General features: G+C 34.6%; 19 protein-coding genes and 1 riboswitch. Of the genes, 15 read left to right on the top strand and 4 right to left on the bottom strand.

Annotated features, from left to right (window positions below; translation table 11 throughout):
- Positions 1-461: 461 nt before the first annotated feature.
- Positions 462-1259, bottom strand: a complete 798-nt coding sequence (locus FS935_RS04625) for a YqhG family protein (RefSeq protein WP_146946384.1) — start codon at positions 1257-1259, stop codon at positions 462-464.
- 70 nt (positions 1260-1329) lie between these two features.
- Positions 1330-3015: a DEAD/DEAH box helicase gene (locus tag FS935_RS04620; protein WP_146946383.1), complete on the bottom strand. Its 1686-nt coding sequence runs from the start codon at positions 3013-3015 to the stop codon at positions 1330-1332.
- Positions 3016-3336: 321 nt separating this feature from the next.
- Positions 3337-3429, top strand: a riboswitch (glycine riboswitch).
- A 249-nt stretch (positions 3430-3678) separates the two neighbouring features.
- Between FS935_RS04620 and gcvT the strand changes: the two genes are divergently transcribed.
- From gcvT to FS935_RS04600, 4 genes are all read left to right on the top strand, one after another.
- Complete coding sequence (gene gcvT, locus FS935_RS04615; RefSeq protein WP_146946382.1) at positions 3679-4782, top strand: glycine cleavage system aminomethyltransferase GcvT; 1104 nt, start codon at positions 3679-3681, stop codon at positions 4780-4782.
- 212 nt (positions 4783-4994) lie between these two features.
- Complete coding sequence (gcvPA, locus tag FS935_RS04610) at positions 4995-6341, top strand: aminomethyl-transferring glycine dehydrogenase subunit GcvPA (RefSeq protein WP_146946381.1); 1347 nt, start codon at positions 4995-4997, stop codon at positions 6339-6341.
- On the top strand, positions 6334-7791 hold the full coding sequence (gene gcvPB / locus FS935_RS04605) for an aminomethyl-transferring glycine dehydrogenase subunit GcvPB (protein ID WP_146946380.1): 1458 nt from the start codon (positions 6334-6336) through the stop codon (positions 7789-7791). The genes gcvPA and gcvPB overlap by 8 nt, the downstream gene beginning before the upstream one ends.
- Positions 7792-7972: 181 nt before the next feature.
- Positions 7973-8656 carry a helix-turn-helix domain-containing protein gene (locus FS935_RS04600; protein ID WP_158638532.1) on the top strand — a complete coding sequence of 228 codons (684 nt, stop codon included), beginning with the start codon at positions 7973-7975 and terminating at the stop codon, positions 8654-8656.
- A gap of 66 nt (positions 8657-8722) precedes the next feature.
- Here FS935_RS04600 and FS935_RS04595 read toward each other — a convergent pair whose 3' ends face one another.
- Both FS935_RS04595 and FS935_RS04590 read right to left on the bottom strand, forming a co-directional pair.
- Positions 8723-9961 (bottom strand): hemolysin family protein, encoded by a 1239-nt coding sequence (locus FS935_RS04595; RefSeq protein ID WP_146946378.1) that lies wholly within the window; start codon positions 9959-9961, stop codon positions 8723-8725.
- Between the two features lie 281 nt (positions 9962-10242).
- Positions 10243-10623 carry a rhodanese-like domain-containing protein gene (locus tag FS935_RS04590; protein WP_240050814.1) on the bottom strand — a complete coding sequence of 127 codons (381 nt, stop codon included), beginning with the start codon at positions 10621-10623 and terminating at the stop codon, positions 10243-10245.
- A 180-nt stretch (positions 10624-10803) separates the two neighbouring features.
- On the opposite strand from FS935_RS04590, the gene FS935_RS04585 reads away from it, so the two are divergent.
- From FS935_RS04585 to nikC, 11 genes are all read left to right on the top strand, one after another.
- Complete coding sequence (locus FS935_RS04585; RefSeq protein WP_146946377.1) at positions 10804-11640, top strand: lipoate--protein ligase family protein; 837 nt, start codon at positions 10804-10806, stop codon at positions 11638-11640.
- Positions 11641-11858: 218 nt separating this feature from the next.
- Positions 11859-12188, top strand: coding sequence for an SdpI family protein (locus FS935_RS04580; protein WP_146946376.1), 330 nt, complete (start codon positions 11859-11861; stop codon positions 12186-12188).
- Positions 12189-12573: 385 nt separating this feature from the next.
- Positions 12574-15138: a vitamin B12-dependent ribonucleotide reductase gene (locus FS935_RS04575; protein WP_146946375.1), complete on the top strand. Its 2565-nt coding sequence runs from the start codon at positions 12574-12576 to the stop codon at positions 15136-15138.
- A 259-nt stretch (positions 15139-15397) separates the two neighbouring features.
- Positions 15398-16192, top strand: coding sequence for a hypothetical protein (locus tag FS935_RS04570; protein ID WP_146946374.1), 795 nt, complete (start codon positions 15398-15400; stop codon positions 16190-16192).
- Positions 16192-17367 carry an AAA family ATPase gene (locus tag FS935_RS04565; protein WP_146946373.1) on the top strand — a complete coding sequence of 392 codons (1176 nt, stop codon included), beginning with the start codon at positions 16192-16194 and terminating at the stop codon, positions 17365-17367. The genes FS935_RS04570 and FS935_RS04565 overlap by 1 nt, the downstream gene beginning before the upstream one ends.
- 1145 nt (positions 17368-18512) lie before the next feature.
- The gene (mntR, locus tag FS935_RS04560) at positions 18513-18935 is read left to right on the top strand and encodes a transcriptional regulator MntR (protein WP_146946372.1); all 423 of its coding nucleotides are present in this window, start codon (positions 18513-18515) and stop codon (positions 18933-18935) included.
- A 431-nt stretch (positions 18936-19366) separates the two neighbouring features.
- Positions 19367-20365: an ABC transporter ATP-binding protein gene (locus FS935_RS04555; RefSeq protein WP_146946464.1), complete on the top strand. Its 999-nt coding sequence runs from the start codon at positions 19367-19369 to the stop codon at positions 20363-20365.
- Complete coding sequence (locus FS935_RS04550) at positions 20346-21314, top strand: ABC transporter ATP-binding protein (protein ID WP_146946371.1); 969 nt, start codon at positions 20346-20348, stop codon at positions 21312-21314. Before FS935_RS04555 ends, FS935_RS04550 begins: the two co-directional genes overlap by 20 nt.
- A 48-nt stretch (positions 21315-21362) precedes the next feature.
- Positions 21363-22976, top strand: a complete 1614-nt coding sequence (locus FS935_RS04545; RefSeq protein ID WP_146946370.1) for an ABC transporter substrate-binding protein — start codon at positions 21363-21365, stop codon at positions 22974-22976.
- 238 nt (positions 22977-23214) lie between these two features.
- Positions 23215-24222 (top strand): ABC transporter permease, encoded by a 1008-nt coding sequence (locus FS935_RS04540; RefSeq protein ID WP_146946369.1) that lies wholly within the window; start codon positions 23215-23217, stop codon positions 24220-24222.
- A gap of 27 nt (positions 24223-24249) precedes the next feature.
- Complete coding sequence (gene nikC, locus FS935_RS04535; RefSeq protein WP_146946368.1) at positions 24250-25146, top strand: nickel transporter permease; 897 nt, start codon at positions 24250-24252, stop codon at positions 25144-25146.
- Positions 25147-25494: the final 348 nt, after the last annotated feature.

Below are 25494 nucleotides of genomic sequence, written 5' to 3'. Positions count from 1 at the left end.
TGTATATCTATATCACTAATCTTATTATAAAAAGGAATTTTTAGTAAGTGTGGTGTTTTATGTCGACAGGAAAAAAATTTAATAAAAATTGTAAATTTTTACATGTTTGTAACATTAATTAGGTCTAAAGTATGTTTTAAAAGGTCTAAAGTTTACATTTGTATGCATTTTCTTTAACTAAATTTTAAGAAAGCTTTAACTACGAAAAATTAATTTTGTCGAATGATTTTTAAATTTTGCATAATTTGTAGATGGAAAGGTGATGTGATTTGAAACTCAAGTAGAATAGCTGGAGATTTATTCGAAGAAATTAATTGATTAAATCAAAAGATAGGGGAAATGATCCCCTATAGATCATTAAATTTTACATGTACTTTGCTCATAGTTATTTTGAATTACAAATGTCATTATATTTGATACGATTGTGATGTTAACTACGTGATTAATTCTCCAAAAAAGTCTTATTTAAAAATACCCTGAGGAGTCAAATAAAAAATCCCGCCATTTTGAATCGATACATTAATCTGTGGTTCATAAAGTTCCTTTAGTGCTTCTTTTTCTAAATGATAGCAGTCAGGTTTTTCTTCAAGCTCTTCATAAAAATGATCTAACAGCTTTTCATCTGCACTCCATCTTTCTCTAGCGGAATCTGCCCATGAGGTATCTTGCTGATTGATTTCCTGCATGATAAATTGCTCAATTCGTTTTATACCACTTTGCGGTTTGATTAATGGAGTCATCGTAAAGCAAAGATCTGGTATTTTTGGTGTGAGTTCTAGGTTTTCCAGTTTTTCTTGAAAGTTTTCTACTAGTGTTCCACTTACTAGATGCAAGCCGATAGAATAAAGTTGATCTTTTTTCATATCGCATTGGTAGGAAACCATAATATTCACACCAAGCCATGGGTGAAGTGGTACATTTCCACCAGAAGTTGTTGCTTGTTCGAATAATCTTATGTAGCTTCCTAGACCTGTAGTTGAGCGGAATATTTGGTGGAGGCGAGGTGCACCAAAGTGCATGATCTCACCTTTTAAGTCTTTAGGTGCAGAATGTTGGTCTGTTATTAATGTTAATTTCATAGGGTTAGGTACACCATTTGTTTTTTCGAGGTAGTGCCAGTAAAAAGGGCGGTTCATCAATTCTTTATCCATATCTATTGTTAATTGAACTGTAAGGTATCCCGGCTCATTGTCAACAATTTCACATGAATTTGCTGTGAAAAAGCTTTCTAAATAATGGTGTATTTTTTCCTGTTGCATAGTTTGCCACCTTTCACATTAAATCTTCTTTCTTCTATATAATCTGTCCAACGGGTGAAGCATAGAAAACTTACTTATCTCCACTAGCTGCTTTTCTTTGTTCTTGTGAATGCTGAGCATAATCTAAAATGGATGTTAAATTGTCCATTTTGATTTTCATTTCACCATCACTTTTGGAGTTGTACATTATGTCCTGAATCGTATCGTCGAAATTTTTGATTTCGAGCTTTGTCAAAATTTCATCAAGATTACCTATAACTTTTTCAAATAAATTAATTTTTTCATAAAGTAGTTTTAAAATATGCTCTTCAACGGTGTTTCTTGTTGCCATATTGTATATATGAACGTCGTGTTCTTGACCAAGTCGATGGATACGGCCGATGCGTTGCTCAAGTCTCATTGGATTCCATGGTAAATCATAATTAATAATATTATGGCAAAATTGCAGGTTAATCCCTTCACCACCTGCTTCAGTTGCGATTAGCACTTGGACACGATTTTTAAATAGCTCCTTCATCCAATCCTTTTTACCACGTTTAAAGCCACCTCTAAAAGGAACAGAAGTGATCCCGTTTTGCTGAAGAAACCATTGTAAGTAAAATTGAGTTGCGCGATATTCTGTGAAAATAATCACTTTATCATCTATTTCTTTGATTAAATCGACTACTTTAAGAGCTTTTGAGTTTTGAGTAACACCGTCAATCGCCATCATAATGTCTTTTATCACGTTGTTAGGTAGCACTCTTTCTTCTTCTTCAGGCTTGTCGAGCATTTTCTTTAAGGTCATATAAACAGCTTCTCGACTACTGCATGCTTCTCTTTGTAGGGTCATGATTGAAAACGTATTTGCTGCATAATCAGAAAGAGATTTTAGCTGTGTTATCGTATTATATAAATGTTGTTCGGTTTCTGAAAAATCAATGGCAACTGTTTCAACATGACGTTTTGGCCAATCAATGCCAGTATCTCCTCGACGATTACGAATCATCACTTTGTTCACTAATTCTTTTAAGTGCTCATGATCGTCTAATGAGCGTTCTTTAGCAGAAAATGCTTCAGTAAAATAAGATTCATTTCCAAGATGACCTGGCTTTAGTAATGAAACAAGATTAAATATTTCTTCAACCCTGTTTTGTACAGGTGTTGCTGTTAATAGTAAACAATATTTCTTTTTTAAATTTTGTACAAATTCATAGTTTTTGGTTTTATTATTTTTAAGCTTATGTGCTTCATCAATAATCACTAAGTCATATGATTGGTTATAAACGATATCACGATGTGGATTTCGTTTTGCTGTATCAATAGAAGAAACAACAACATCACATGCTTCCCATACATAGCTTTTCTTTTGTTCTACTGCTGGGATAAAGAACTTTTCATTCAATTCACGAGCCCATTGTGACACAAGAGATGCTGGAACTAAAATGAGGATTTTTTTCACAAGACCACGTATCATATATTCTTTTAAAATTAATCCGGCTTCTATTGTCTTTCCAAGTCCAACTTCATCAGCTAAAATTGCTTTTCCATTCATTTTTTCAACAACACGCTGTGCCACTTCCAATTGATGTGGCAGTGGAGTGAAATGTGGTAAATGATTAGGGGCCTGTAACCCTTCAAAGCTAGATATAGCCGTGTGTTGTTGTACCTCATAAGCAAGCTTATATAATTCCCAGTTTGCCCATGGTCCATCATTTTCTAATTTTTCGAAAAAGCCTTCTTGCCAGGAAGAATCGAAATTTGTTTTGATATTCATAGAAAGACAGTCCTTTCATTTTCACTGCAATTTAGTAATGTTCACTATTTAAGAAATAAATTGAATAAAATAAGCTATATAATAGGTATTCATTATAAAACACGAACATTATTCGATAAAAAAATTTTATTATAAGGAAAAATATTATTGCCGCAAAATTGCGATCATGGTAATATTGAAAGTAAGAAAGTTCTTAATTTGCTTATCATTCTGTAAGCTTTGCGCTTTCAATCTTCTTGTATTCTAAAATGTTAAAAATGTCAAAATGTCGTAATAATTAGTTTTAGTAGTATAACCAACTTTGTAACTAAATATGTGCGGGTGAGAATAAGGGGAGAGACTATAGGTATTTTATATAGCGCCGAAGGAGCAAGCAGCTGTGAATCTCTCAGGCAAAAAGACTCTTATTTGACGCGGCTCTGGAGAGTGTTTGTGATTACTGCAAACTACCAAAGGGGAAAGCCTTATGGATTTTAGCTGAATTTGAATTCTTTTAGATGCGGCAGAAATATTTCTACATAGGGTAAACTTTCAGGTGAAAAGGACAGGGACTTCCATTTAAATATGTGGGAGTTCTATGTCCTTTTTTGTATGCATTTTTTTATGAAAAGCATGCTAGAAATCCTGAGAATTGTTTACTCAAAATAGAGGGGAGTCATCAATATGACACAGTTAAACCGAACACCATTATATGATGTGTATAAAACCTACGGTGCAAAAACAATTGATTTTGGTGGATGGGATTTACCAGTTCAATTTTCTTCTATTAAAGAAGAGCATGAAGCTGTTCGTACAAAAGCAGGTTTATTTGATGTTTCCCATATGGGTGAAGTAGAAGTGAAAGGATCAGATAGTCTGAACTTTTTACAACGTGTTGTGACAAATGATGTTTCTTTATTAAAGGTTGGGGGAGCTCAATACACGGCAATGTGCTATGAAGATGGTGGCACAGTGGATGACCTTCTTATTTATAAAAAAGCTGAAAATGACTTTTTATTAGTGATTAATGCATCTAACATTGAAAAAGATATAGACTGGTTAACTTCTAATTTATCTGGTGATGTAACGTTAACTAATATCTCAGATGAAACAGCATTACTTGCTCTCCAAGGTCCATTAGCTGAAAAAACACTTCAAAAACTAACAGATACAGATTTGACGACAATCAAATTTTTCAAATTTATCAATCCTGTAAATGTTGCAGGTGCCAAAGTTTTAGTATCAAGAACTGGTTACACAGGTGAAGATGGTTTTGAGCTATATTGTGCTGCAGAAGATGCTGCTAGTCTTTGGGAGAAAATATTAGAAACAGGCAAGGAAGATGGAGTTGTACCATGTGGTTTAGGAGCACGCGATACATTGCGTTTTGAAGCGACTCTTCCATTGTATGGTCAAGAGCTTACAAAAGATATTACTCCAATTGAAGCAGGAATCGGATTTGCGGTCAAACCAAACAAAGAAGCTGACTTCAATGGAAAAGCAATTTTAAAAGAACAAAAAGAGAACGGTACAGATCGAAAATTAGTTGGAATCGAATTGATTGATAAAGGAATTCCTCGACATGGATATGAAGTATTTGCTGGTGGTGAGGAAATTGGTGTTGTAACAACTGGTACACAATCACCAACACTAAAGAAAAATATCGGATTAGCTTTATTAAAGACAGAATTTGCTGAGCTTGGAACAGAAATAGAAGTCCAAATTCGTAAAAAACGCCTAAAAGCAGTTGTTGTGGCTACACCTTTTTACAAACGACCGAAGAAGTAAGTCATTTTTGTCAGCTATTAAACTAGTTTAGTTAGGATATTGGTTGATTTCGAGCATTTATTTGCTGTTATACAAAATATATTTGCGGAAATCTGAATTATATTTGCTAGTTTACTCAACTTATTTGCTAATTCTTACAATATATTAGAAAAACGACAAATTTCAACAAGTAATCAACAATACTTTTTACAATAGAGAGGGGCTCACCATCAATGAAACATCGTTATTTACCAATGACGGAACAAGATAAACAGGAAATGCTTCAAGCAATTGGCGTAGAATCTGTTAATGAGTTGTTTCAGGATATTCCAGAAAGTGTTCGTTTTCAGAGAGAATACAACATCAAGAAAGCGAAATCAGAAACGGAGCTATTAAAAGAGCTAACACAATTAGCGGCGAAGAATAAAGACCTACGTAGTCATGCTTCTTTTTTAGGTGCTGGTGTTTATGATCATTACATGCCTATTATTGTTGATCATGTTATTTCTCGATCTGAGTTTTATACAGCGTACACACCTTATCAACCTGAAATTTCTCAAGGTGAGCTTCAAGCGATTTTTGAATTTCAGACGATGATTTGTGAGTTAACTGGAATGGATGTTGCGAATTCATCAATGTATGATGGTGGAACAGCTCTAGCTGAAGCGGCGATGTTGGCGGCTGGACAAACGAAAAAGAAGAAAATTCTTATTTCAAAAGCAGTAAACCCGGAAACTCGTGATGTTGTTAGAACTTATGCAAAAGGTCAGTATATTGAAGTCGTCGAAGTGCCTGTTAAGAATGGTGTTACAGATCTTGTGGCATTACAACAAGAAATGACTGAAGATGTAGCAGCTGTTCTTGTGCAATATCCTAACTTCTTTGGAAACATTGAGCCTTTACAAGATATTGAACCAATCGCTCATACTGGGAAAAGTATGTTTGTTGTTTCTTCTAACCCTTTAGCTTTAGGAGCTTTAACACCTCCTGGAGCATTTGGTGCAGATATTGTAGCTGGTGATGCTCAGCCATTTGGTATTCCTACTGCTTTTGGTGGACCACATTGTGGATATTTTGCTGTTACAAATAAATTATTACGAAAAGTACCAGGACGTCTTGTTGGTCAAACAACAGATGAAAATGGAAAACGTGGTTTTGTGTTAACACTTCAAGCACGTGAGCAGCATATTCGTCGTGATAAAGCGACTTCTAATATTTGTTCAAATCAAGCGTTGAATGCACTTGCTGCATCTGTGGCTATGACAGCTCTAGGTAAGCAGGGTGTGAAGGAAATGGCGATTCAAAATATCCAAAAAGCAAATTATGCGAAAAAAGCATGTAGAAATGCTGGATTAGAAGTTCCTTTTGATCAACCGATATTTAATGAATTTGTTGTAAAGCTAGAAAAACCAATATATGAAGTGAACAAAAAGCTTTTAGAAAAAGGAATTATTGGTGGTTATGATTTAGGTAAAGTGTATCCTGAGCTTGAAAACCATATGTTAGTGGCTGTAACAGAGCTTCGTACAAAAGAAGAAATTGACACACTTGTTAAGGAATTGGGGGATGGCAATGAGTAATCAAGATCAAACGTTAATTTTTGAGGTTAGCAAAGAAGGTCGCGTAGGATATAGTTTACCAAAGCTTGAAATTGAAGAATTGTCATTGGATGAGCTCATTCCTTCAGCATATATTCGTAGTGAGCAAGCAGAGCTTCCAGAGGTTTCAGAACTAGATATAATGAGACATTATACGGCTTTATCTAGACGTAATCATGGTGTTGACTCTGGGTTCTATCCATTAGGTTCTTGTACAATGAAATATAATCCGAAAATAAATGAAAATGTTGCGCGTATTGGAGGGCTTGCACATATCCATCCTTTACAAGAAGAAGAAACTGTTCAAGGTGCAATGGAATTATTATTTGATCTTCAAGAGCATTTAAAAGAAATTACAGGTATGGATGAAGTAACTCTTCAGCCAGCAGCAGGTGCTCATGGTGAATGGACTGGATTGATGATGATTCGTGCGTATCATGAAGCTAATAATGATACAAAAAGAACAAAGGTTATCGTTCCTGACTCTGCACACGGTACAAATCCAGCGTCAGCAACAGTAGCTGGTTTTGAAACAATAACAGTTAAATCTGATGAAAATGGCTTAGTAGATTTAGAGGATTTAAAGCGAGTTGTTAATGAAGAAACGGCAGCACTAATGCTTACAAATCCTAATACACTAGGATTGTTTGAAGCACATATCTTAGAAATGGCACAAATTGTTCATGATGCTGGTGGAAAGCTATATTATGACGGTGCTAATTTAAATGCAGTACTAAGTCAAGCACGTCCTGGAGACATGGGCTTTGATGTTGTTCACCTTAACCTGCATAAGACTTTCACAGGTCCTCATGGTGGTGGTGGTCCTGGATCTGGTCCAGTTGGTGTGAAAGAGGATCTTATAGCTTATCTACCAAAGCCAGTGCTTGTAAAAACGGATGAAGGCTATCATTTTGATTACAATCGTCCTGAATCAATCGGACGTGTAAAGCCGTTCTATGGTAACTTTGGGATTAATGTTCGTGCCTACACATATATCCGCTCAATGGGACCTGATGGATTAAAGGCTGTAACAGAATATGCTGTATTAAATGCAAACTATATGATGCGTCGACTTGCTCCATACTTTGATCTTCCATATGATCAGCATTGTAAGCATGAATTTGTACTTTCTGGGAAGCGACAAAAGAAGCTGGGTGTGCGTACACTTGATATTGCAAAACGATTATTAGATTTTGGTTATCATCCACCAACAATCTATTTTCCGTTAAATGTTGAAGAGTGTATTATGATTGAGCCAACAGAAACAGAATCAAAGGAAACACTTGATTCCTTTATTGATGCGATGATTCAAATTGCAAAAGAAGCCGAAGAAAATCCTGAGATTGTTCAAGAAGCTCCACATACTACAGTCATTAAACGTCTTGATGAAACAACAGCTGCTAGAAAACCAATTTTAAAATATCAAAGATAAATTGTTGAAAAAACTGACTTGCTGTATAGTAAGTCAGTTTTTTGTTCGTAAATGTAGTAAATCTGCAAAACCACTAACATTATGACTAGTTTTTAGAACCTTTGTCGATAGGGAGGAAATTGGTAGAGAGAATATAGAACTAGTAACATAAGAAAAAATAGACAAAGGTTGGTGGAGTAGATTGGCAGCAAAACATGTAACAATTTCAAAAGCAGCATCTCTTGTAGGGGAAAAGGTATTCATCTTGAAAAATTGGGAAGAGGAATTTTCTGAGTTCATTGATATTAAAAGAGACGATAAAAATGCAAGACTATTAACGCCAGAAAATATCGAAATGCTTCGAAAAATTAAATCCTTTAAAGATAGTAATATGGATACACAAACAATTAAGCAGTTACTTTCAAATCAGCATTCAGCAGCAGATGAGATAAATTCATCTGTTAGTAGTGATGTTGTGGAGGAAATGAAAGAATCATTAACGAAGATTACAAATTTTATCGATTCAAAGGAAGTTCAAGAAATTTTACAGCTTAATGAAAAATTAAATCAGTTAGAAAATAATGTTGTACATTCAGTTAACCAAAAGATTTCAGAAACAGCAAAGCTACAAACAGAAGTGGCAAGATTTGAATTTTCTGATGTACAAGATATGATTTCAAGCTTAGAAGAAACATCACATCTTGAACGAGAGTTATATAAAGAAGAAATTCAAACTGAGCGAGATCTTGCGCAAAAACATACAGATGCACGTGAAGAGCGGTTCTTAGCTTTTGTAAAAGAGCATCAAGTTCGTCAAGAAAGAATTAAGCATGAACAAAGATTCGGATTGGGCTTTATTAAACAAATAATGGGCTTTGCTAAATGAGCTTGAGATAGAAATAAATGATATCAAAAAAAGCTAAGCGATTCTTATAATCGCCTAGCTTTTTGGTCATTCTCCAGGAGGAGTTTTCTTTGTAATCATGATCTTCTTTAACTTGTTTTCTTCAACAGATTGAATATCAAAATGCAAATGATGGTACTCATATGTTTCGCCTTCAAGAGGGAAGCGTCCCATTTCTTTTAATAGAAAGCCTGTTAAGATATCTTCCTGCTCTGGAATTTTTGTTTTAAAGACTTCATTTAAGCGTCTTAAAGCTAATTTACCATTACAAATAATATGTGAATCTGTTAATTCGTCAATCAATATCTCTTCATTATCGTCAGTTTCATCTTTTATATCTTGACCGATCATAGCCTCGATAATATCCTCATGACTAATGATCCCTTTTGTACCACCATATTCATCTAAAACTATTGCTAAATGTCTTCGCTTTTTTAACATCAATTTGAATACTTTTTCAATGGAATGAAACTCAAAGACAAACAATGGTTCATTATCAATGAAATCCTCAAGATTCTTATGCGGTTCTAGCGACCAAGAAAGCAAAGATTTAGAGTGTAGAACACCAACAATATGGTCCATATTTTCCTTAAAAACAGGATATCTTGTATGACTACCATCTAATACATACTCACGAGTTTCTTCGAAAGATGATTCACAAGGTATTCCTTGTATTTCAGTTCTAGGAGTTTTTAAAGCATCTCGAACATCAAGATCATAGAAGTCAATCGCACCTTTGATCCTCTGGTTTTCTTCATTTTGAAGAGTCCCCTCAGAAGTTGCGATGTTGATCATTGTAATGATTTCTTCTCTTGATACAGAAGCGGTATTAGTTTGATTTTTTGATAAAAACCTTATCACGAGTCTTGTGAATCTAGATAAAAGGAAAATTAAAGGCTTAAATACAAACAATAAGACTCTGATAACTGGGAAAACGATCAAAGCTATTTTATCGGCAAAAGTTGCAGCAATTGATTTTGGTAGCACTTCTGCAAAAATGATTAATACAATTGTTAGAACTCCAGTAGCAATCCCTACGTTTATTCCATACTCAAGTGCGAGGATCGTAACAAGTGTTGGAAGCATAATATTAGCAATATTATTTCCGATTAATATGCCTGTAATTAATTCATCAGGTTTTGAGACGAATTCAAGCAATTTTTGAGATTTTTTATCATTATTTTCAGCTTTTGTTTTTAACTTCATTTTATTTACTGCAGTTAGAGCTGTTTCACTTCCTGATAAGAAAAAAGACATAAATAGAAAAAACAGTATGGCGACTATCAAGTTAAATATTCCTCCAAAATCTTAGTGAATGTTATTTGTTTCACCCTTCATAATATCATTAAAGATCCTACTAATAAATAAAAAGGAGATATTACTATTTAAATTTCCCATACTTCATATTTTTACACAACTTAAATAGAACTTAAAACTGGGATTAGGATGTACTAGTCGTGAGTGAAAAACGTGCTTGGTTGTAAACTATATAAATTATGTAAAAAAGAAGCAGCTTTATGACCATATAAAAGTATGGTAAAAGCCGCTTCTTGTATATGTGTATGCTGTTATTTTTTCTTGACTTTACCTGTCCAGCCTTTAAAGCCGCCTTTGAGACAGTTAATGTCATTATAGCCTTTACGCTTTAACATCTGAGCTGCACGACCGCTACGAACAGTGTTTTGGCAATAAAAGTAAATTGGTTGATCTTGACGAATTTCTTTATGACGCTGACGTAATTGAGATAGTGGGATATTTCTTGCTCCTAAAATATGACCGCCTTCATATTCTTTTGGTTCACGTACATCAATTAATTGTGCTTTACGATAGCCCGCACGAAACTCTTCTTCAGTTAAATGCTTCATAATTTTGCGTTGATAAAAGAAGCTGAATGCAGAGTATGCGATAATAGCTGTTGTTAAAATGATTAATAACCATGTTGTTGTCAATTTGCTCGACCCCTTTTATGTTTTGTTTCTTATTGGTAAGCTCAAAAGAACTCATATCGACTTATATCATTATATAAGAGCTTGTCTTAATTGTCATTAGGTAAGATCATTATTATTTTCTTCTATAGAAACTTCTGCTAGACTTAATGAATAAAATTATCAATAAAGAGGGTTTGCAGCATGACAAAAGAAGTATGGCGATATATAGATTCTGGAAAATGTTCTCCGGCCTTTAATATGGCGTTAGATGAGGCGTTATTAGAGTGGCATAGTGAAGGGAAAATACCTCCAACAATCCGTTTTTATGGCTGGAATCCAGCGACACTTTCAATTGGATATTTTCAAAAGGTTGAAAAGGAAATCGATTTAGATGCTGTTCAAAAATATGGTCTTGGTTTTGTGAGAAGACCAACTGGTGGTCGTGGTGTATTACATGATCAAGAGCTTACTTATAGTGTTATTGTTTCTGAAGAGCACCCTGAAATGCCAAAAACAGTTACAGAAGCTTATCGGGTTATTTCAGAAGGGATTTTAGAGGGATTTAAAAACCTAGGACTTGATGCATATTTTGCCATTCCTAGGACAGATGAGGAAAAGCAAGGACTGAAGTCACCACGTTCAGCTGTTTGCTTTGATGCTCCATCATGGTACGAGCTTGTTGTCGAAGGACGTAAGGTAGCAGGAAGTGCACAAACACGTCAGAAGGGCGTGATCCTACAACATGGCTCAATTCTACTAGATCTTGATGAAGATATGCTATTTGACTTATTTAAGTACCCTAATGATCGGGTAAAAGAAAGAATGCAACGTGCATTCAAAAGTAAGGCAGTTGCAACAAATACACTTCGTGAAAAACCGGTAACGATTGAAGAAGCAAAAAAAGCTTTTAAAGAAGGCTTTGAAAAAGGACTACATATAGATTTAGAGCCTTATGTGTTAACAAGCGATGAAATAGCGTATGTAAATAACATTGCAAAGAAGAAATATGAAAGTGACGAATGGAATTTTAAAAGGTAAAAGGATTTTACTTAGTTCAAACTCTATTTATCTCCTTGGTACATCAGTTATGAGTAAAAAAGTAGTTCAATTTGAGATATAAAATTGAACTACTTTTTTTATTGGAATTCTTATTTGTATTTGGTTTAAAAGTGAAACTAATCCCATATTAAATCGTAAGTATTTATAAGAAAGTAAAAGAATTCTTTATTTCAGGTTCAATTCGGAGGTAGATTAAAATGGATAACATTATTGTTGGTATTTTAAATATATTTTGCGGTTTATTATTTGTAGGTTTAAGCATTCCATTATATAAAGAGAGAATAATGATGAACCATTTATATGGTGTAAGATTTAGCAACTCATTTGTATCTGATGAAAATTGGTACAAAATTAATAAATACGGCGCAAAAAGGATGATGCTTTGGTCAATTCCATTGTTTGTCATAGGCATTACTATCATTTTTTTGCCACCATTAAATGAAATATTGTTGATTTTACTTACCTTTTTTCCATGCATTATATTAATTCCTGCCATTGAAAGTTATCTATACGCTAAGAAGCTATAGATGAACTTTGCTCTTAATAAAGTTTGAATTCAAATTTGAGATGTTAGAATAATAATGATGTCAGACTTGTAGAATTTTGACGAAAACTAATTTTTTATCTGAAAATGATAAGGAATGCTGAATTCACAGTGTTTTATGACATAAAACTATATGCAAGTGACAAAATCCTTCAAAAACTGCAGTTTAGTCTTCGAAATCTCATTTTCTCTTATTTATTCTCACTATTTTAATGAGTTATCAATTTGACAAAACTAAAATGAATTGACCATAAAACTATATATAGTGTTATGTTTAAAAAATCTAATACTATATGTTGAATTGTGGGGTAGGATATGATAAATTTAATCAGGACATTTAATAGAGAGATTGATTAGGAGTTGTTACAATGACAGTTGGAATTGAGCAAAAGATGAGTGTGGATGTTGAGAAGCTAAATAAAGATATCACTGTATTTCCACAGGTTCATCCAATTACAAAAGATATGAAATTAACACATAAAGGTGTATCAAGACTTGTTATGCTTGATCGCTATACGTTTAAAGATACAGAAAAAATTACCTTATCTGAGGGCGATTTTGTTGTTCTGACGATTAAAGAGGACCCGAAGTTCCCTGCACGTGGTCTTGGATTTATTAAAGAAATTGACTGGCAAGCAAAAACGGCAAGTGTATTAATTGATGAGGAATATCGTCATTCCTTGGACAAACCTGAGGAAGTTGAAACAGGGATTGTAAAACGCTCGTTAGACGTCATTGAAAAACCACTTGAAATCTTTTACGAACAAATTGCAAAACGAAATGCAACGGGATTAGCATCGGTTGAAACAACAGAAGAAAAACGTACAGAGTGGTTCGAGAAATTTTATCAAGAGCTAGTAAATTTGAACTTTATACCTGCCGGACGTGTGTTGTATGGTGCTGGAGCAGGAACAGAAGTAACTTATTTTAACTGCTATGTTATGCCATTTGTACAAGATTCTCGTGAAGGTATTTCAGAGCACAGAAAGCAAGTTATGGAGATTATGAGCCGTGGTGGTGGTGTTGGGACAAACGGTTCAACTCTACGCCCGCGTAATACACTAGCTAAAGGTGTTAATGGTAAATCATCTGGATCTGTTTCTTGGTTAGATGATATAGCGAAGTTAACACATCTTGTTGAGCAAGGTGGAAGTCGTAGAGGAGCCCAAATGATTATGCTATCAGATTGGCACCCTGACATTATTGAATTTATCATTTCAAAAATGCAAAACCCAAGAATTTTACGATATCTTATTGAGAATACAAATGATGAAGGTATTAAAAAATATGCACAAGATAAATTAAAATTCACGCCATTAACACAGCAGGAAGTTGATATGTATCAAGGGATTGTCAATTACAAACAAATTGCAGGAACAGGTGGCTTCAGTGAGAAAATTATTAGAGATGCGGAGTTAAAACTTCGAACAGGTGGAACATACAGTGTTCACAATTCAGAGTTTTTAACAGGGGCTAATATTTCTGTCACATTAACAAAAGACTTTATGGATGCAGTTGAGCAAGATGCTGACTATGATTTACGATTCCCAGATGTGGAAAGCTATGATGAACAGAGCATGAAATCATACAATGAAAATTGGCATAAAGTTGGAGATGTGCGTGAGTGGGAAAAGCAGGGGTATAAAGTTCGTACGTATCGTACAATTAAAGCTAAAGAGCTTTGGAACTTGATTAATATTTGTGCAACTTACTCTGCTGAGCCTGGGATTTTCTTTATTGATAATGCAAATGACATGACAAATGCAAAAGCATATGGTCAACAGGTAGTTGCGACAAATCCTTGTGGTGAACAACCTCTTGCTCCATATTCTGTTTGTAATCTTGCAGCGGTAAATTTAGCAGAAATGGCAAACAAAGAAACAAAAACAGTAGATTTTGATAAGCTTAGAAGAACTGTTGAAATAGGTGTGAGAATGCAAGACAATGTTATTGATGCAACACCATACTTCTTAGCGGAAAACAAGCATCAAGCATTAGGCGAACGCCGTGTAGGTCTTGGAGTAATGGGTTTACATGATCTTTTAATATACTGTGAAACAGAATACGGTTCAGAAGAAGGTAATGATTTAGTTGATAAAGTATTCGAAACAATAGCAACAGCTGCTTATCGTGCTTCAATTGATCTAGCGCAAGAAAAGGGTAGCTTCCCATTCTTAGTTGGAGAACAAGAGGCTGAAACAAATCGTCTTCGTGAAGCATTTACACAAACAGGCTTTATGAGTAAAATGCCTGCTGATATTTTAGAAGGTGTTAAGAAGTTTGGTATTCGTAATTCACATTTGTTAACTGTTGCCCCAACAGGATCTACAGGTACAATGGTAGGCGTATCAACAGGTCTTGAGCCATACTTCTCATTCTCTTACTTCCGTAGTGGACGTTTAGGGAAATTTATCGAAGTGAAAGCAGATATTGTTCAAGAATATTTAGATCAGCATCCTGAAGCTGATGCAAATAACCTGCCAGCTTGGTTTGTTTCTGCAATGGAGCTAGCTCCATCAGCACATGCTGATGTTCAATGTGTTATTCAACGCTGGATTGACAGTTCAATTAGTAAAACAGTTAATGCACCAAAAGGGTATACAGTTGAACAAGTTGAGAAAGTGTACGAGCGTTTATACAAAGGTGGCGCAAAAGGTGGTACAGTTTATGTTGATGGAAGCCGTGACACACAAGTACTAACGTTAAAAGCAGAAGAAAACACGTTTGATGAAAGTGAAAGTGAAAATGTAGAAACAAAGGAAAAAGGAAAAGTTGTCCTAGTTGATACAATCAATGCCCTTCGTTCTACAGACGTAACGATCGGAAATGAAGTAGGAAACAAATGTCCAGTTTGTCGTGAAGGCACAGTAGAAGATTTAGGTGGCTGTAACACATGTACAAGCTGTGGTGCTCAGTTGAAATGTGGGCTTTAAGATCGATTAAAAAGATCTAATGTGGATTTGAAACAAAGTCGTACCGTTACACCCCTTTGGATATGGTTATCTAAAGGGGTGTTTTTATAGTAAAAGGAAAAGAACATCTGAATTGAAATATCGGTTAAGGAACTGTTGAGTGACAATATGTTGTTCCGTTAAAAGGTAATTTAATGGAATAAAGGATTGTATATAATCTAGTTTTTTAAAATAATTGGTATTAATGGAACCATTCTAATAACTAAAAGGCGGCTAATAAATGACAAAAAATCTTCAACATTTCAGTATATTTTATTTAAACTTTGAAAAAGTATTTGAAATAGCAATGTTACTAGATAATAAGGTGTCAGTTTCACAAGAAGAAACTGATGATAGCAAGCATACTTCAAAACTAACTGCAAGAGTACAAGCGATGTTAACTGCAATTTTTACCGCCAGAGGTGAAGGGTCATATGAATATACCAAATCCTCTGGTCTTAAAAAAACTGTAGAAATAAAATCCACAAATGCGGTGATTCTGAGGGATGTAGTAGACGAGATAAAAACTACAGATGAACAGATCAAAGTGGCGATTGAAGATCAATTGATAATTATTCACGATTTAAATCTAACAATAGTAAATGAAGAGGAAATGAGACAAATGAAACTCATAAAGGAGGGAGCGCTAGACAGATTTACCCATGAAGAAATATCAATCGGAGAGGTTATAAAATCATTTGTAACAGACTATTCGTATATTTTAACAGCAAGAAAAGATGAAGAGAACTATCTATTAAAAATACCGTCTGAAGTGCAGAATGAATTTGAAAATAACTATACAATAGATGATTTACTAATGGGTAAGGTTACGCTAATTGGAATATACAAGGGTGTAAAGAAAATGAGTGATCTAAAAAGTACTTTTAAATATATGATAGAAAATGAACAGAACACAGGCCCTAGTGAAGTGCAGCATTCAACTGAAAATGGGGAGGTAGAAGAGTCGTTAGAAACAAAGTATCGCTATATTGATACTTTGGCTATTGTTCAGAAAATAAGGTTAGGTGACAGCTAATGAAAAATGACACCTTATTAGTATACCGAAAGAGTCAATTTCAAAAGTATCGGCATGAGAGGGAAGAGCAGGGCGTGAAAATTATCTCCTTTGCCCTAATTGAACTGGAGCAAAACGATCTAAGTAATGTTATAGATAATGGGGAGGTTGATGTGGATATCACGGGTATCGTTCAAATGATACCCAAAGGGAATTTGTACTTTGTGGAGAAACTTTTTTATCTAATAGATGAATATGAAAATATAAATTATTTAGTGGAAGAAGAATATGCAAATGAGGCTTTAGAAACTCTAGGAATATTTTTTAACTCCCTTGTTTCAGTAACCATTGAGGAATCTAAGGTAAAACCTAAGCAAATATCAAAGGATAAGAAAGCATCAACATTAAAGACATTTGTAAATTTAAATAAAAATCACTTCAATAATTTTTATAAACAACTGGACGATAGACTTATTGGTCATATGAAATTTAAAAACAATCTTTTTAGAGAGATTGACTCTTTCAGATTTTTCAATAAGAAAATAAAGGATCATCCTATAATGTCCGTGTTTTTACTAGGGGACTCCGGGGTAGGGAAAACAGAGGTAGCGAGGCTTTTACATAATTTTCTTGACAGTAAGACTCCATTAGCAAAAGTGAATTTTGCTAATTATAAAAGTGAAAGTTCCTTGGCGAGTCTAATTGGAAGTCCTCCAGGCTACATTAATAGCGGAACGGAAAGTGATTTAGTAAAAAAACTCAAAAAAAGTAATGCAGGTATACTTTTAATTGATGAATTTGAAAAGGCCAATATTGCTGTCCATAACTTCTTCCTGCAACTTTTAGAAGAGGGAAAATTCGATGATGCTATGGGGGAGGTACACAACTTAAATGGATATATTATTATTTTCACATCCAATTTAGACACTTCTAAATACTCAAAAATGATTCCAACAGAATTAAGATCAAGATTTGATTTAGTTACCTATTTTGATCCACTTACTTTAGAAGAAAAAGAAAAATTTGCAGAGAAAATAATTGATGAATATCTAAAAAAGAGCAAAGTCTCATTAAATTCCAAAGATAAAAGTAGTATTATGGAAAATGTCAATCTTGCTTCAGAGAATAACTTAAGAAATATTAAAGGTAAAATTAGAACTTCATTTTATGAAATAATAAAAAATGAAAATATTTAGATAATCATATTGATATAATGATAAAAAAAGAGTAGTTTTACTTATATTCTTCAACAATAGAAGCGCGAATATGTAAACTTTTAGTTCAATAAAAAAGAGGGTATGATTTTTCTATCTCTAACAGATTGTAAATATCCCACTTTATTTCTAGTAATCTTTATAACAAACTTCAACAAACAAAGCGCTATTGCGGAGCAACACACGTAGAAGATGACCAAACTTTTTTATAAAACTGAAACTTAAATCTACTAGATATGAATCCATTTTGATCAATTTTTTTAAAAAAAGGATTCTTACTATTTACCGTAAGATACGGGATTATAAGATGTTTGTGATTAAACTTTATTTCAAAGCAACATCTAACGTAAAAGACAAGATTAAAAGCGTGAATTCACATATGAATTCACGCTTTTAATCTTGTCTTTTTAATCAACTTTTAGGTGGATTTCTAAATTTTTTTCTAATACTAAAATACAAACTGTTCCATAGAGAAAGATGTATAATTGAACAAAACGAACCTATGAAAATAGTAGTGAAACAATAAGAAGGTTATAGTGTTGAAGTAAACAGTAGGCTATTGATATATTGGAGATGATTTAGTGAAAAATGTTTACACTGTTAAGAGTGTTATGGTACCAGCATACATCCACTAATAAACTTATAAATATTTTCATCGTGCCAATTTGAACTTGAACTACATCAATAACATTACTACATTATTTAAAATCAACTTAGTGAAATGGAGCGCAAGACACTCGACTCCTGCGGGTGTAGAGGAAAGGCTGAGACCCCGCAGGCGAAGCCGAGGAGACTTAGCTTCCTCCCCGCGGAAAGCGAGTGTCTGGAGCGCAATGGAACGAACTATTTATTACAATAATCTTCTTTTGGTTTTCAAAGAGACAAATCCTTAATTTATAGAGTATTAACCTTATATGAACGCTCTAAGCAAAATGTCAGATCTTTTTCTGCTTTTTCCAAAAAAAGTCAAAGTTGGTGCTCCAAAGTGTACCTAACTTTCTTCATGCCTACTAAATGTTGAAATAAGACAAACACCACCCACCGTATTCCCCTTGTAAAGCCATACAAACTCATGTAAAATTGATATGATTTCGTTTAATCAGATCGGCAATTCTGGAGGGGACCACATGCCAACACCAAGTATGGAAGATTACATTGAACAAATATATTTACTAATAGAAGAAAAAGGATATGCTCGTGTTTCAGATATAGCAGAAGCATTAACTGTGCATCCCTCCTCAGTCACAAAAATGGTTCAAAAATTAGATAAAGACGAATATTTAATTTATGAAAAATACCGTGGACTTGTTTTAACAAGCAAAGGGAAGAAAACGGGAAAACGTCTCGTATATCGTCATGAGCTTCTAGAGCAATTTTTGAAAATAATAGGCGTTGATGAGGATAAAATCTATGATGATGTAGAAGGTATTGAACATCATTTAAGCTGGAATGCCATTGATCGAATTGGTGATCTTGTTCAATTTTTCGAAGAAGATCAACAAAGGGTTGATGCATTACGTACTATTCAAAAAAATAATGAAGAACAATAAAAAGAGCAACAAGTAGTTCAATTTTAACTACTTGTTGCTCTTTTTTATTTTCTGAACTTATTTTGAAAAATATAATATGGAATAAAATGTAACGAACGTGTTGTTTGAATTTTTAGAGGCATTAAAATAAGAAGAGGACATAATAATATTATTCAGATTATTATTTCAATAAAGTGGTGTTTAGATCTATCATATCCAAAATTATATATATCTTTCTAGACTGGTTGGAAACTAAAATAAGCAAACGCGTTGAAGTAGTTGTGCTTTAACGTGGTAAAAAAGAGTTTGGTTTTTATGTCGAAATATTATTAGATTATTTCGACAATTTATAGCAATACAGTTAACCTATATATGGAATAATAATCATTATATTTTAATAACTTTAAGTTTTTATACGATAATTGGTAGGTGATTTAGTGAAGAATAAACAAATGCTTCAAATAAAAGACTTGAAGGTATCATTTCAATCTGAAAAAAAGTTAGTCCCTGCAGTAGATGGAGTTAGTTTTGATCTAAGAGAGGGAGAGATATTAGGCATTGTTGGCGAATCAGGTAGTGGTAAAAGTGTTACTTCTCTTTCAACAATGGGATTAATTCCAAGTCCACCTGGAAAAATGGAACGAGGAGAGATCTTATTTGATGGAAAAGATTTAACAAAGCTTAACGAGAAAGAAATGAGGAAAATTAGAGGAAATCAAATTTCTATGATTTTTCAAGAACCAATGACATCGCTGAATCCCTTGTTTACGATTGGTAATCAATTAATTGAAGCGTTAAAGCTACATACGAAACTATCAAAAAAAGAATCTAAAGATCGAACGGTTACATTACTTAAATTAGTCGGAATACCGCGGGCAGAAGAAATTATTAATGAATATCCTCATCAGCTATCTGGTGGTATGAGACAAAGAGTAATGATTGCTATGGCTATGGCTTGTGATCCACAAGTTTTAATAGCAGACGAGCCTACAACCGCATTAGATGTAACAATTCAAGCACAAATTTTAACACTTATGAAGGATTTAAATGAAAAGATGAATACATCAATTATCTTTATAACACATGATCTAGGAGTTGTTGCTGAGATCTGTGATAGAGTCCTTGTTATGTATTCAGGGCAGATTGTTGAACAAGGTGATGTACATACCATTTTAAAAGATCCAAAGCATCCGTATACAAAAGGTTTGCTTAAATCAGTTCCTGATATTAGAGGTAAGAAAGAAAGACTATATAGTATCCCTGGAAATGTTCCTAGACCAGGAAGTATTGAACAAGGCTGCCGATTTGCAGCAAGATGTGAGGAAGTTTTCGGTCCATGTTATGAAAGCACACCTGATTTATATAACATGGAAAAACAGGGTCACCATGTAAGATGCTTCCTTCATCAAGTGAAAGAGGGGGCTGATGAAAATGTCGGAGTTACTTCTTGAAGTTAATGGGTTGAAAAAATATTTCCCAATAACAGGTGGTATTTTTGGTAAAAAGACGGGGGAAGTAAAGGCTGTAGATGATATTTCTTTTTTTGTAAAAAAAGGAGAGACTCTTGGAATTGTTGGTGAAAGTGGTTGTGGGAAATCAACAACTGGTCGACTTCTCATGCGATTAATTGAAGCAAGTGATGGAAGGATCTTGTTTGAAGATAAAGAGATTACGAGTATGACAAAATCTGAATTAAGAAAAACTCGTAGAGATATACAAATGGTTTTTCAAGATCCTTATGCGTCATTAAATCCACGACATTCGATCGGCAAAATTCTTGAGGAGCCTCTTATTGTCCATGGAATTGGGACTAAAGAGGAGCGAAAGAAAAGGGTTCAAGAAATGCTCGATATTGTAGGACTAAGTAGTTACCATGCAAGACGATATCCTCATCAATTTAGTGGTGGTCAGCGTCAACGAATTGGGATAGCAAAGGCATTGATGACGAAGCCTAAGTTAATTATTGCTGATGAGCCTGTATCTGCTTTGGATGTTTCAATTCAAGCTCAGGTTTTAAATTTAATGAAGGATATCCAAAATGAATTTCAACTAACTTATCTATTTATAGCACATGATCTTGGTGTTGTTCGCCATATAAGTGATCGTGTGGGTGTTATGTATTTAGGTAGATTAATAGAATTATCTGATAGTGAGGAGCTTTATAATAACCCACTTCATCCTTATACGAAGGCGTTGCTTTCTGCAGTGCCAATAGCTGATCCTGAGATTAAACGAGAAAGAATAACTATTTCTGGGGAAATACCGAGTCCATCAAATCCACCTTCTGGATGTGCTTTTCATACAAGGTGCCCTGAATGTATGGATATGTGTAAAACAACTCGACCAGAATATCGAAGCATTGATGGTCATTATGTAGCATGTCATCTTTACAAAAATTGATATGGTGCAATTATGATAAATTAAATAAAATATTGGGGGTAATTACAGATGACAAAGAAATCATTCAGGTTATTACTAGTTTCTTTTTTAGCATTAAGTATGCTATTAGTGGGCTGTAGTAGTAACACAAACAATGAAGCTGAAGGGGAGAAACAACCAGCTAAAGAAGAAGCTAAAAAAGATACACTTGTATTTGGGCGTGGTGGAGATTCAACATCATTAGATCCGATCACAACAACTGAAGGTGAAACCTTCAAGGTAACTGAAAATATTTTTGAAACACTTGTAGAGTATGGTGAACAAGATACAACTTTACATCCTGGACTTGCTGAAACATGGGAAGTATCAGACGATGCGCTAACTTACACTTTAAAGCTGCGTCAAGGAGTTAAATTCCATGATGGAACAGACTTTAATGCTGAAGCAGTTGTTTTTAACTTTGAACGTTGGATGAATGGAAATGCAGATGATTTCCCTTATTATACGATGTTTGGTGGCTTTAAAGGTGAAGAAGGGCATGTAATTGAGTCAATTACAGCTGAAGATGAGTTCACAGTTAAATTTGTCCTTAATAGACCACAAGCTCCATTTTTAAAGAATTTAGCTATGTCACCATTTGGAATGGCTAGTCCAGCAGCTGTTGAAGAGCATGGAGATAAGTTCAGGGAAACTCCAGTCGGTACAGGTCCATTTAAATTTGTAGAATGGAAGCAAAATGATCGCATTGTTCTTGAAAAGAACGGAGATTATTGGCAAGAAGGATTACCGAAATTAAGTCAAGTTATATTCCGTGTTATACCTGAAAATTCTGCTCGATTAAATGCGTTGACAAATGGAGAAATTGATTTGATGGATGGTGTAAATAACTCTGATGAAGCAACTGTTACAGGTAATGATCAGCTTCAATTAATTGAGCGTCCATCGATGAATGTTGGGTACTTAGGTTTTACAACTAATCGTCCACCATTTGACAATAAGCTTGTTCGACAAGCTCTGAACCATGCCGTGGATAAAAAAGCAATCATTGATGCTTTCTATGGTGGTAAAGCAGAAGCAGCTAAAAATGCAATGCCGCCATCTGTTGAAGGCTATAACGATGATATTGAAGATTATCCATATGATTTAGAGAAAGCTAAAGAATTACTTGCAGAAGCAGGATATGAAGATGGATTTGAAATGGATTTATGGGCAATGCCAGTAGCACGACCGTATATGCCAGAAGGTATGAAAGTAGCCGAAGTTATTCAGGCATCATTTAGTGAAATTGGCGTTAAAGCAGAAATCCAATCAGTTGATTGGGCTACTTATTTAGATAAAGCATCTAAAGGTGAGTTTGATGCATACATGTTAGGTTGGACTGGTGACAATGGTGACCCAGATAACTTCTTATATACTTTATTAGATAAAGATAGTATTGGAAGTAACAACTATTCTTACTATAGTAATGACGAATTACATGATGTTTTAATTCAAGCTCAAACAGAAACGGATCAAGCTAAACGTAATGAATTATACAAGCAAGCTCAAGAGATTATTCATGATGATGCACCATGGGTACCATTGGTTCACTCAACACCGTTATTAGCAGGAGCAAGTGATCTTATCAACTATTTACCACATCCAACTGGCTCTGAAGCTTTAACAAATGTTGAATTCAAATAATCTTGAAGAGGGGGGAGTTTTGACTCCCCTTTTATTAAGGAGAAATTTAGTGGGAAAGATTTTATAAAAATCTCTGTTGATTTTTATTGATGATCATAGTGGGTGAGGAGAGAAGTCTCTCTTGCAGGTGCTAATTAATCTTTTTATTACTAGTTATAAGTGATTGTGATGTTAGTTCCAAGTTTCCCGTTTAAAGATCAATAATAAATTAACAGTGCCTAAAAAAGAGGTGAGCAATATGTTTTCATATACAATCCGTCGTGTTTTTTCACTTATACCTGTTCTGTTTGGCATGACTTTAGTTGTTTTTGCTATTATACGTGCGATTCCAGGAGATCCAGCACAGGTTATTCTTGGACAAAAGGCTACGAAAGAGGCCATTGCTACATTAACAAGGGAATTAGGTTTAGATAAACCTTGGTATATCCAATACGGGGATTATATTAAAGCGTTATTTGCAGGAGATCTAGGAACTTCATTAAGAACTAGAGGCCCGATTAATGAGGAAATATGGCCCTATCTAGCAGCAACCATTGAATTAACCGTTGTAGCCATGATTATCGCTGTTTTTATTGGTGTGAATGCTGGAATTATAAGTGCGTGGTTTTCAAATTCGTGGTTTGATTATCTTGCAATGATTCTTGCATTAGTTGGAGTATCGATGCCAATTTTTTGGTTAGGATTAATGGAGCAATGGGCGTTTTCGATAGAATTAGGTTGGTTACCTTCAACAGGTAGAGAGGATGTACGAGATCCAGTATCAGCCATTACAAATATATATATTATTGATACGCTAATTCAAGGTAGATTTGATCAGTTATGGGTTGTCATAAAACATATCATTTTACCAAGTGTAGCATTAGCGACAATTCCAATGGCTATTATAGCCAGAATGACTCGATCAACAATGCTAGAAGTGATGAAGTCTGATTATATTCGTACGGCTAGAGCTAAAGGTCTTAAAATGTTTTGGGTTGTATACAAGCATTCTTTAAAAAATGCCATTATACCTGTATTAACAGTAATTGGCTTACAAACAGGACTTTTATTAGGTGGAGCGATTTTGACAGAAACAATCTTTGGCTGGCCTGGTGTTGGAAGATATTTATATGATGCTATTGGATATCGTGATTATCCTGTTATTCAATCAGGTATTTTATTTATTGCAGCAATATTTGTCATGATCAATTTAATTGTCGACCTTTTGTATGCTGTTGTAGATCCAAGAATCAAATATCACCAATAACGTAGACGTAGATAAGGGGGGATTGAAATGGCTGAGTTAGCAAAAAACACCCAAAGTGTGCCTCCACAAATAGAGGAAAGTGTTACACCACCATGGAAAGAGGCTTGGCAGGCGTTTTGTAAAAATAAATTAGCTGTTGTTGGTTTAGGAATTGTTATATTTTTTATCATCCTTGCCATTATTGCACCTTTAATTGCTCCATATGGTTTTAAAGACCAAGAGTTATCCAAACGTTTATTAGCTCCATCAAGTGAGCATTGGCTAGGAACAGATGATTTTGGACGAGATATCTTGTCAAGAATTTTATATGGTGCAAGGATATCTTTATGGGTCGGATTTTTCTCTGTGTTAGGCTCTGCTATTTTTGGTACAATACTTGGCATCATCGCAGGGTATTATGGCAAATGGGTGGATGCGATTATTTCTCGAATATTTGATATAATGTTAGCGTTTCCTAGTATTTTGCTTGCAATAGCAGTTGTAGCTATACTTGGTCCATCCTTGCAAAATGCATTGATAGCGATTGCTATTATTAATATTCCGAATTTTGGTCGTCTTGTCCGATCGAAGGTGTTGAGTGTCAAGCAGGAGGAATATATATTGTCTGCCAGAGCTGTAGGGATGAGAGATGCTAGAATATTATTTAGCCATATTCTACCTAACAGTATGACACCGATTATTGTTCAAGCAACCTTAGCGATTGCTACTGCCATTATTGAAGCGGCAGCACTTGGGTTTTTAGGTTTAGGGGCACAAGCGCCAACACCAGAATGGGGAAAAATGCTATCAGATTCAAAACAATATCTCGTACAAGCTCCATGGACCCTTTTCTTTCCTGGACTTGCGATCATGTTAACTGTGCTAGGATTTAATTTAATGGGAGATGGTCTAAGAGATGTTTTAGATCCTAAAATGAAGCAGTAATATTGAATGCGATAAAAATCATGAGCGAGGCTGGGACATAATTAAAGAAATCATTCAAAAAGACGAATAAACCTAAATTCAGTTAAGTTGAAAGAAACAAGTTCGTTCCATTGCGCTGCAGACATAAGATTCGCCGGGGAGGAAGCTAAGCCTCCTCGTAAGCTGCGCACCTGTGGGGTCTAGAGCCTTTCCTCTGCACCCGCAGGAGTCAAATGTCTTCCGCTCCATTACACTAGTTCTTAAAAATAGTATGCAAAATCAAAAAACATTGAAGACTCCAAATAAAAACCCGAACTGTTAGGCGAATGTTTAATTGACATATCACCTAATAATTCGGGTTTTTCATTG

Source organism: Metabacillus litoralis (assembly GCF_007994985.1).
GTDB classification, from domain to species: Bacteria; Bacillota; Bacilli; order Bacillales; family Bacillaceae; genus Metabacillus; species Metabacillus litoralis.
This window is presented reverse-complemented; position numbering and strand designations above follow the sequence as displayed.

What these genes read in the sequence shown, in the direction of transcription:
- gcvPA (WP_146946381.1), top strand. Translation starts at nt 4,995, where the DNA reads ATGAAACATCGTTATTTACCAATGACGGAACAAGATAAACAGGAAATG.
- FS935_RS04540 (WP_146946369.1), top strand. Translation starts at nt 23,215, where the DNA reads ATGTTTTCATATACAATCCGTCGTGTTTTTTCACTTATACCTGTTCTG.
- FS935_RS04565 (WP_146946373.1), top strand. Translation starts at nt 16,192, where the DNA reads ATGAAAAATGACACCTTATTAGTATACCGAAAGAGTCAATTTCAAAAG.
- FS935_RS04625 (WP_146946384.1), bottom strand. Translation starts at nt 1,259, where the DNA reads ATGCAACAGGAAAAAATACACCATTATTTAGAAAGCTTTTTCACAGCA.
- gcvT (WP_146946382.1), top strand. Translation starts at nt 3,679, where the DNA reads ATGACACAGTTAAACCGAACACCATTATATGATGTGTATAAAACCTAC.
- nikC (WP_146946368.1), top strand. Translation starts at nt 24,250, where the DNA reads ATGGCTGAGTTAGCAAAAAACACCCAAAGTGTGCCTCCACAAATAGAG.
- FS935_RS04575 (WP_146946375.1), top strand. Translation starts at nt 12,574, where the DNA reads ATGACAGTTGGAATTGAGCAAAAGATGAGTGTGGATGTTGAGAAGCTA.
- FS935_RS04620 (WP_146946383.1), bottom strand. Translation starts at nt 3,015, where the DNA reads ATGAATATCAAAACAAATTTCGATTCTTCCTGGCAAGAAGGCTTTTTC.
- FS935_RS04570 (WP_146946374.1), top strand. Translation starts at nt 15,398, where the DNA reads ATGACAAAAAATCTTCAACATTTCAGTATATTTTATTTAAACTTTGAA.
- FS935_RS04555 (WP_146946464.1), top strand. Translation starts at nt 19,367, where the DNA reads ATGCTTCAAATAAAAGACTTGAAGGTATCATTTCAATCTGAAAAAAAG.
- FS935_RS04580 (WP_146946376.1), top strand. Translation starts at nt 11,859, where the DNA reads ATGGATAACATTATTGTTGGTATTTTAAATATATTTTGCGGTTTATTA.
- FS935_RS04550 (WP_146946371.1), top strand. Translation starts at nt 20,346, where the DNA reads ATGTCGGAGTTACTTCTTGAAGTTAATGGGTTGAAAAAATATTTCCCA.
- FS935_RS04585 (WP_146946377.1), top strand. Translation starts at nt 10,804, where the DNA reads ATGACAAAAGAAGTATGGCGATATATAGATTCTGGAAAATGTTCTCCG.
- FS935_RS04545 (WP_146946370.1), top strand. Translation starts at nt 21,363, where the DNA reads ATGACAAAGAAATCATTCAGGTTATTACTAGTTTCTTTTTTAGCATTA.
- gcvPB (WP_146946380.1), top strand. Translation starts at nt 6,334, where the DNA reads ATGAGTAATCAAGATCAAACGTTAATTTTTGAGGTTAGCAAAGAAGGT.
- mntR (WP_146946372.1), top strand. Translation starts at nt 18,513, where the DNA reads ATGCCAACACCAAGTATGGAAGATTACATTGAACAAATATATTTACTA.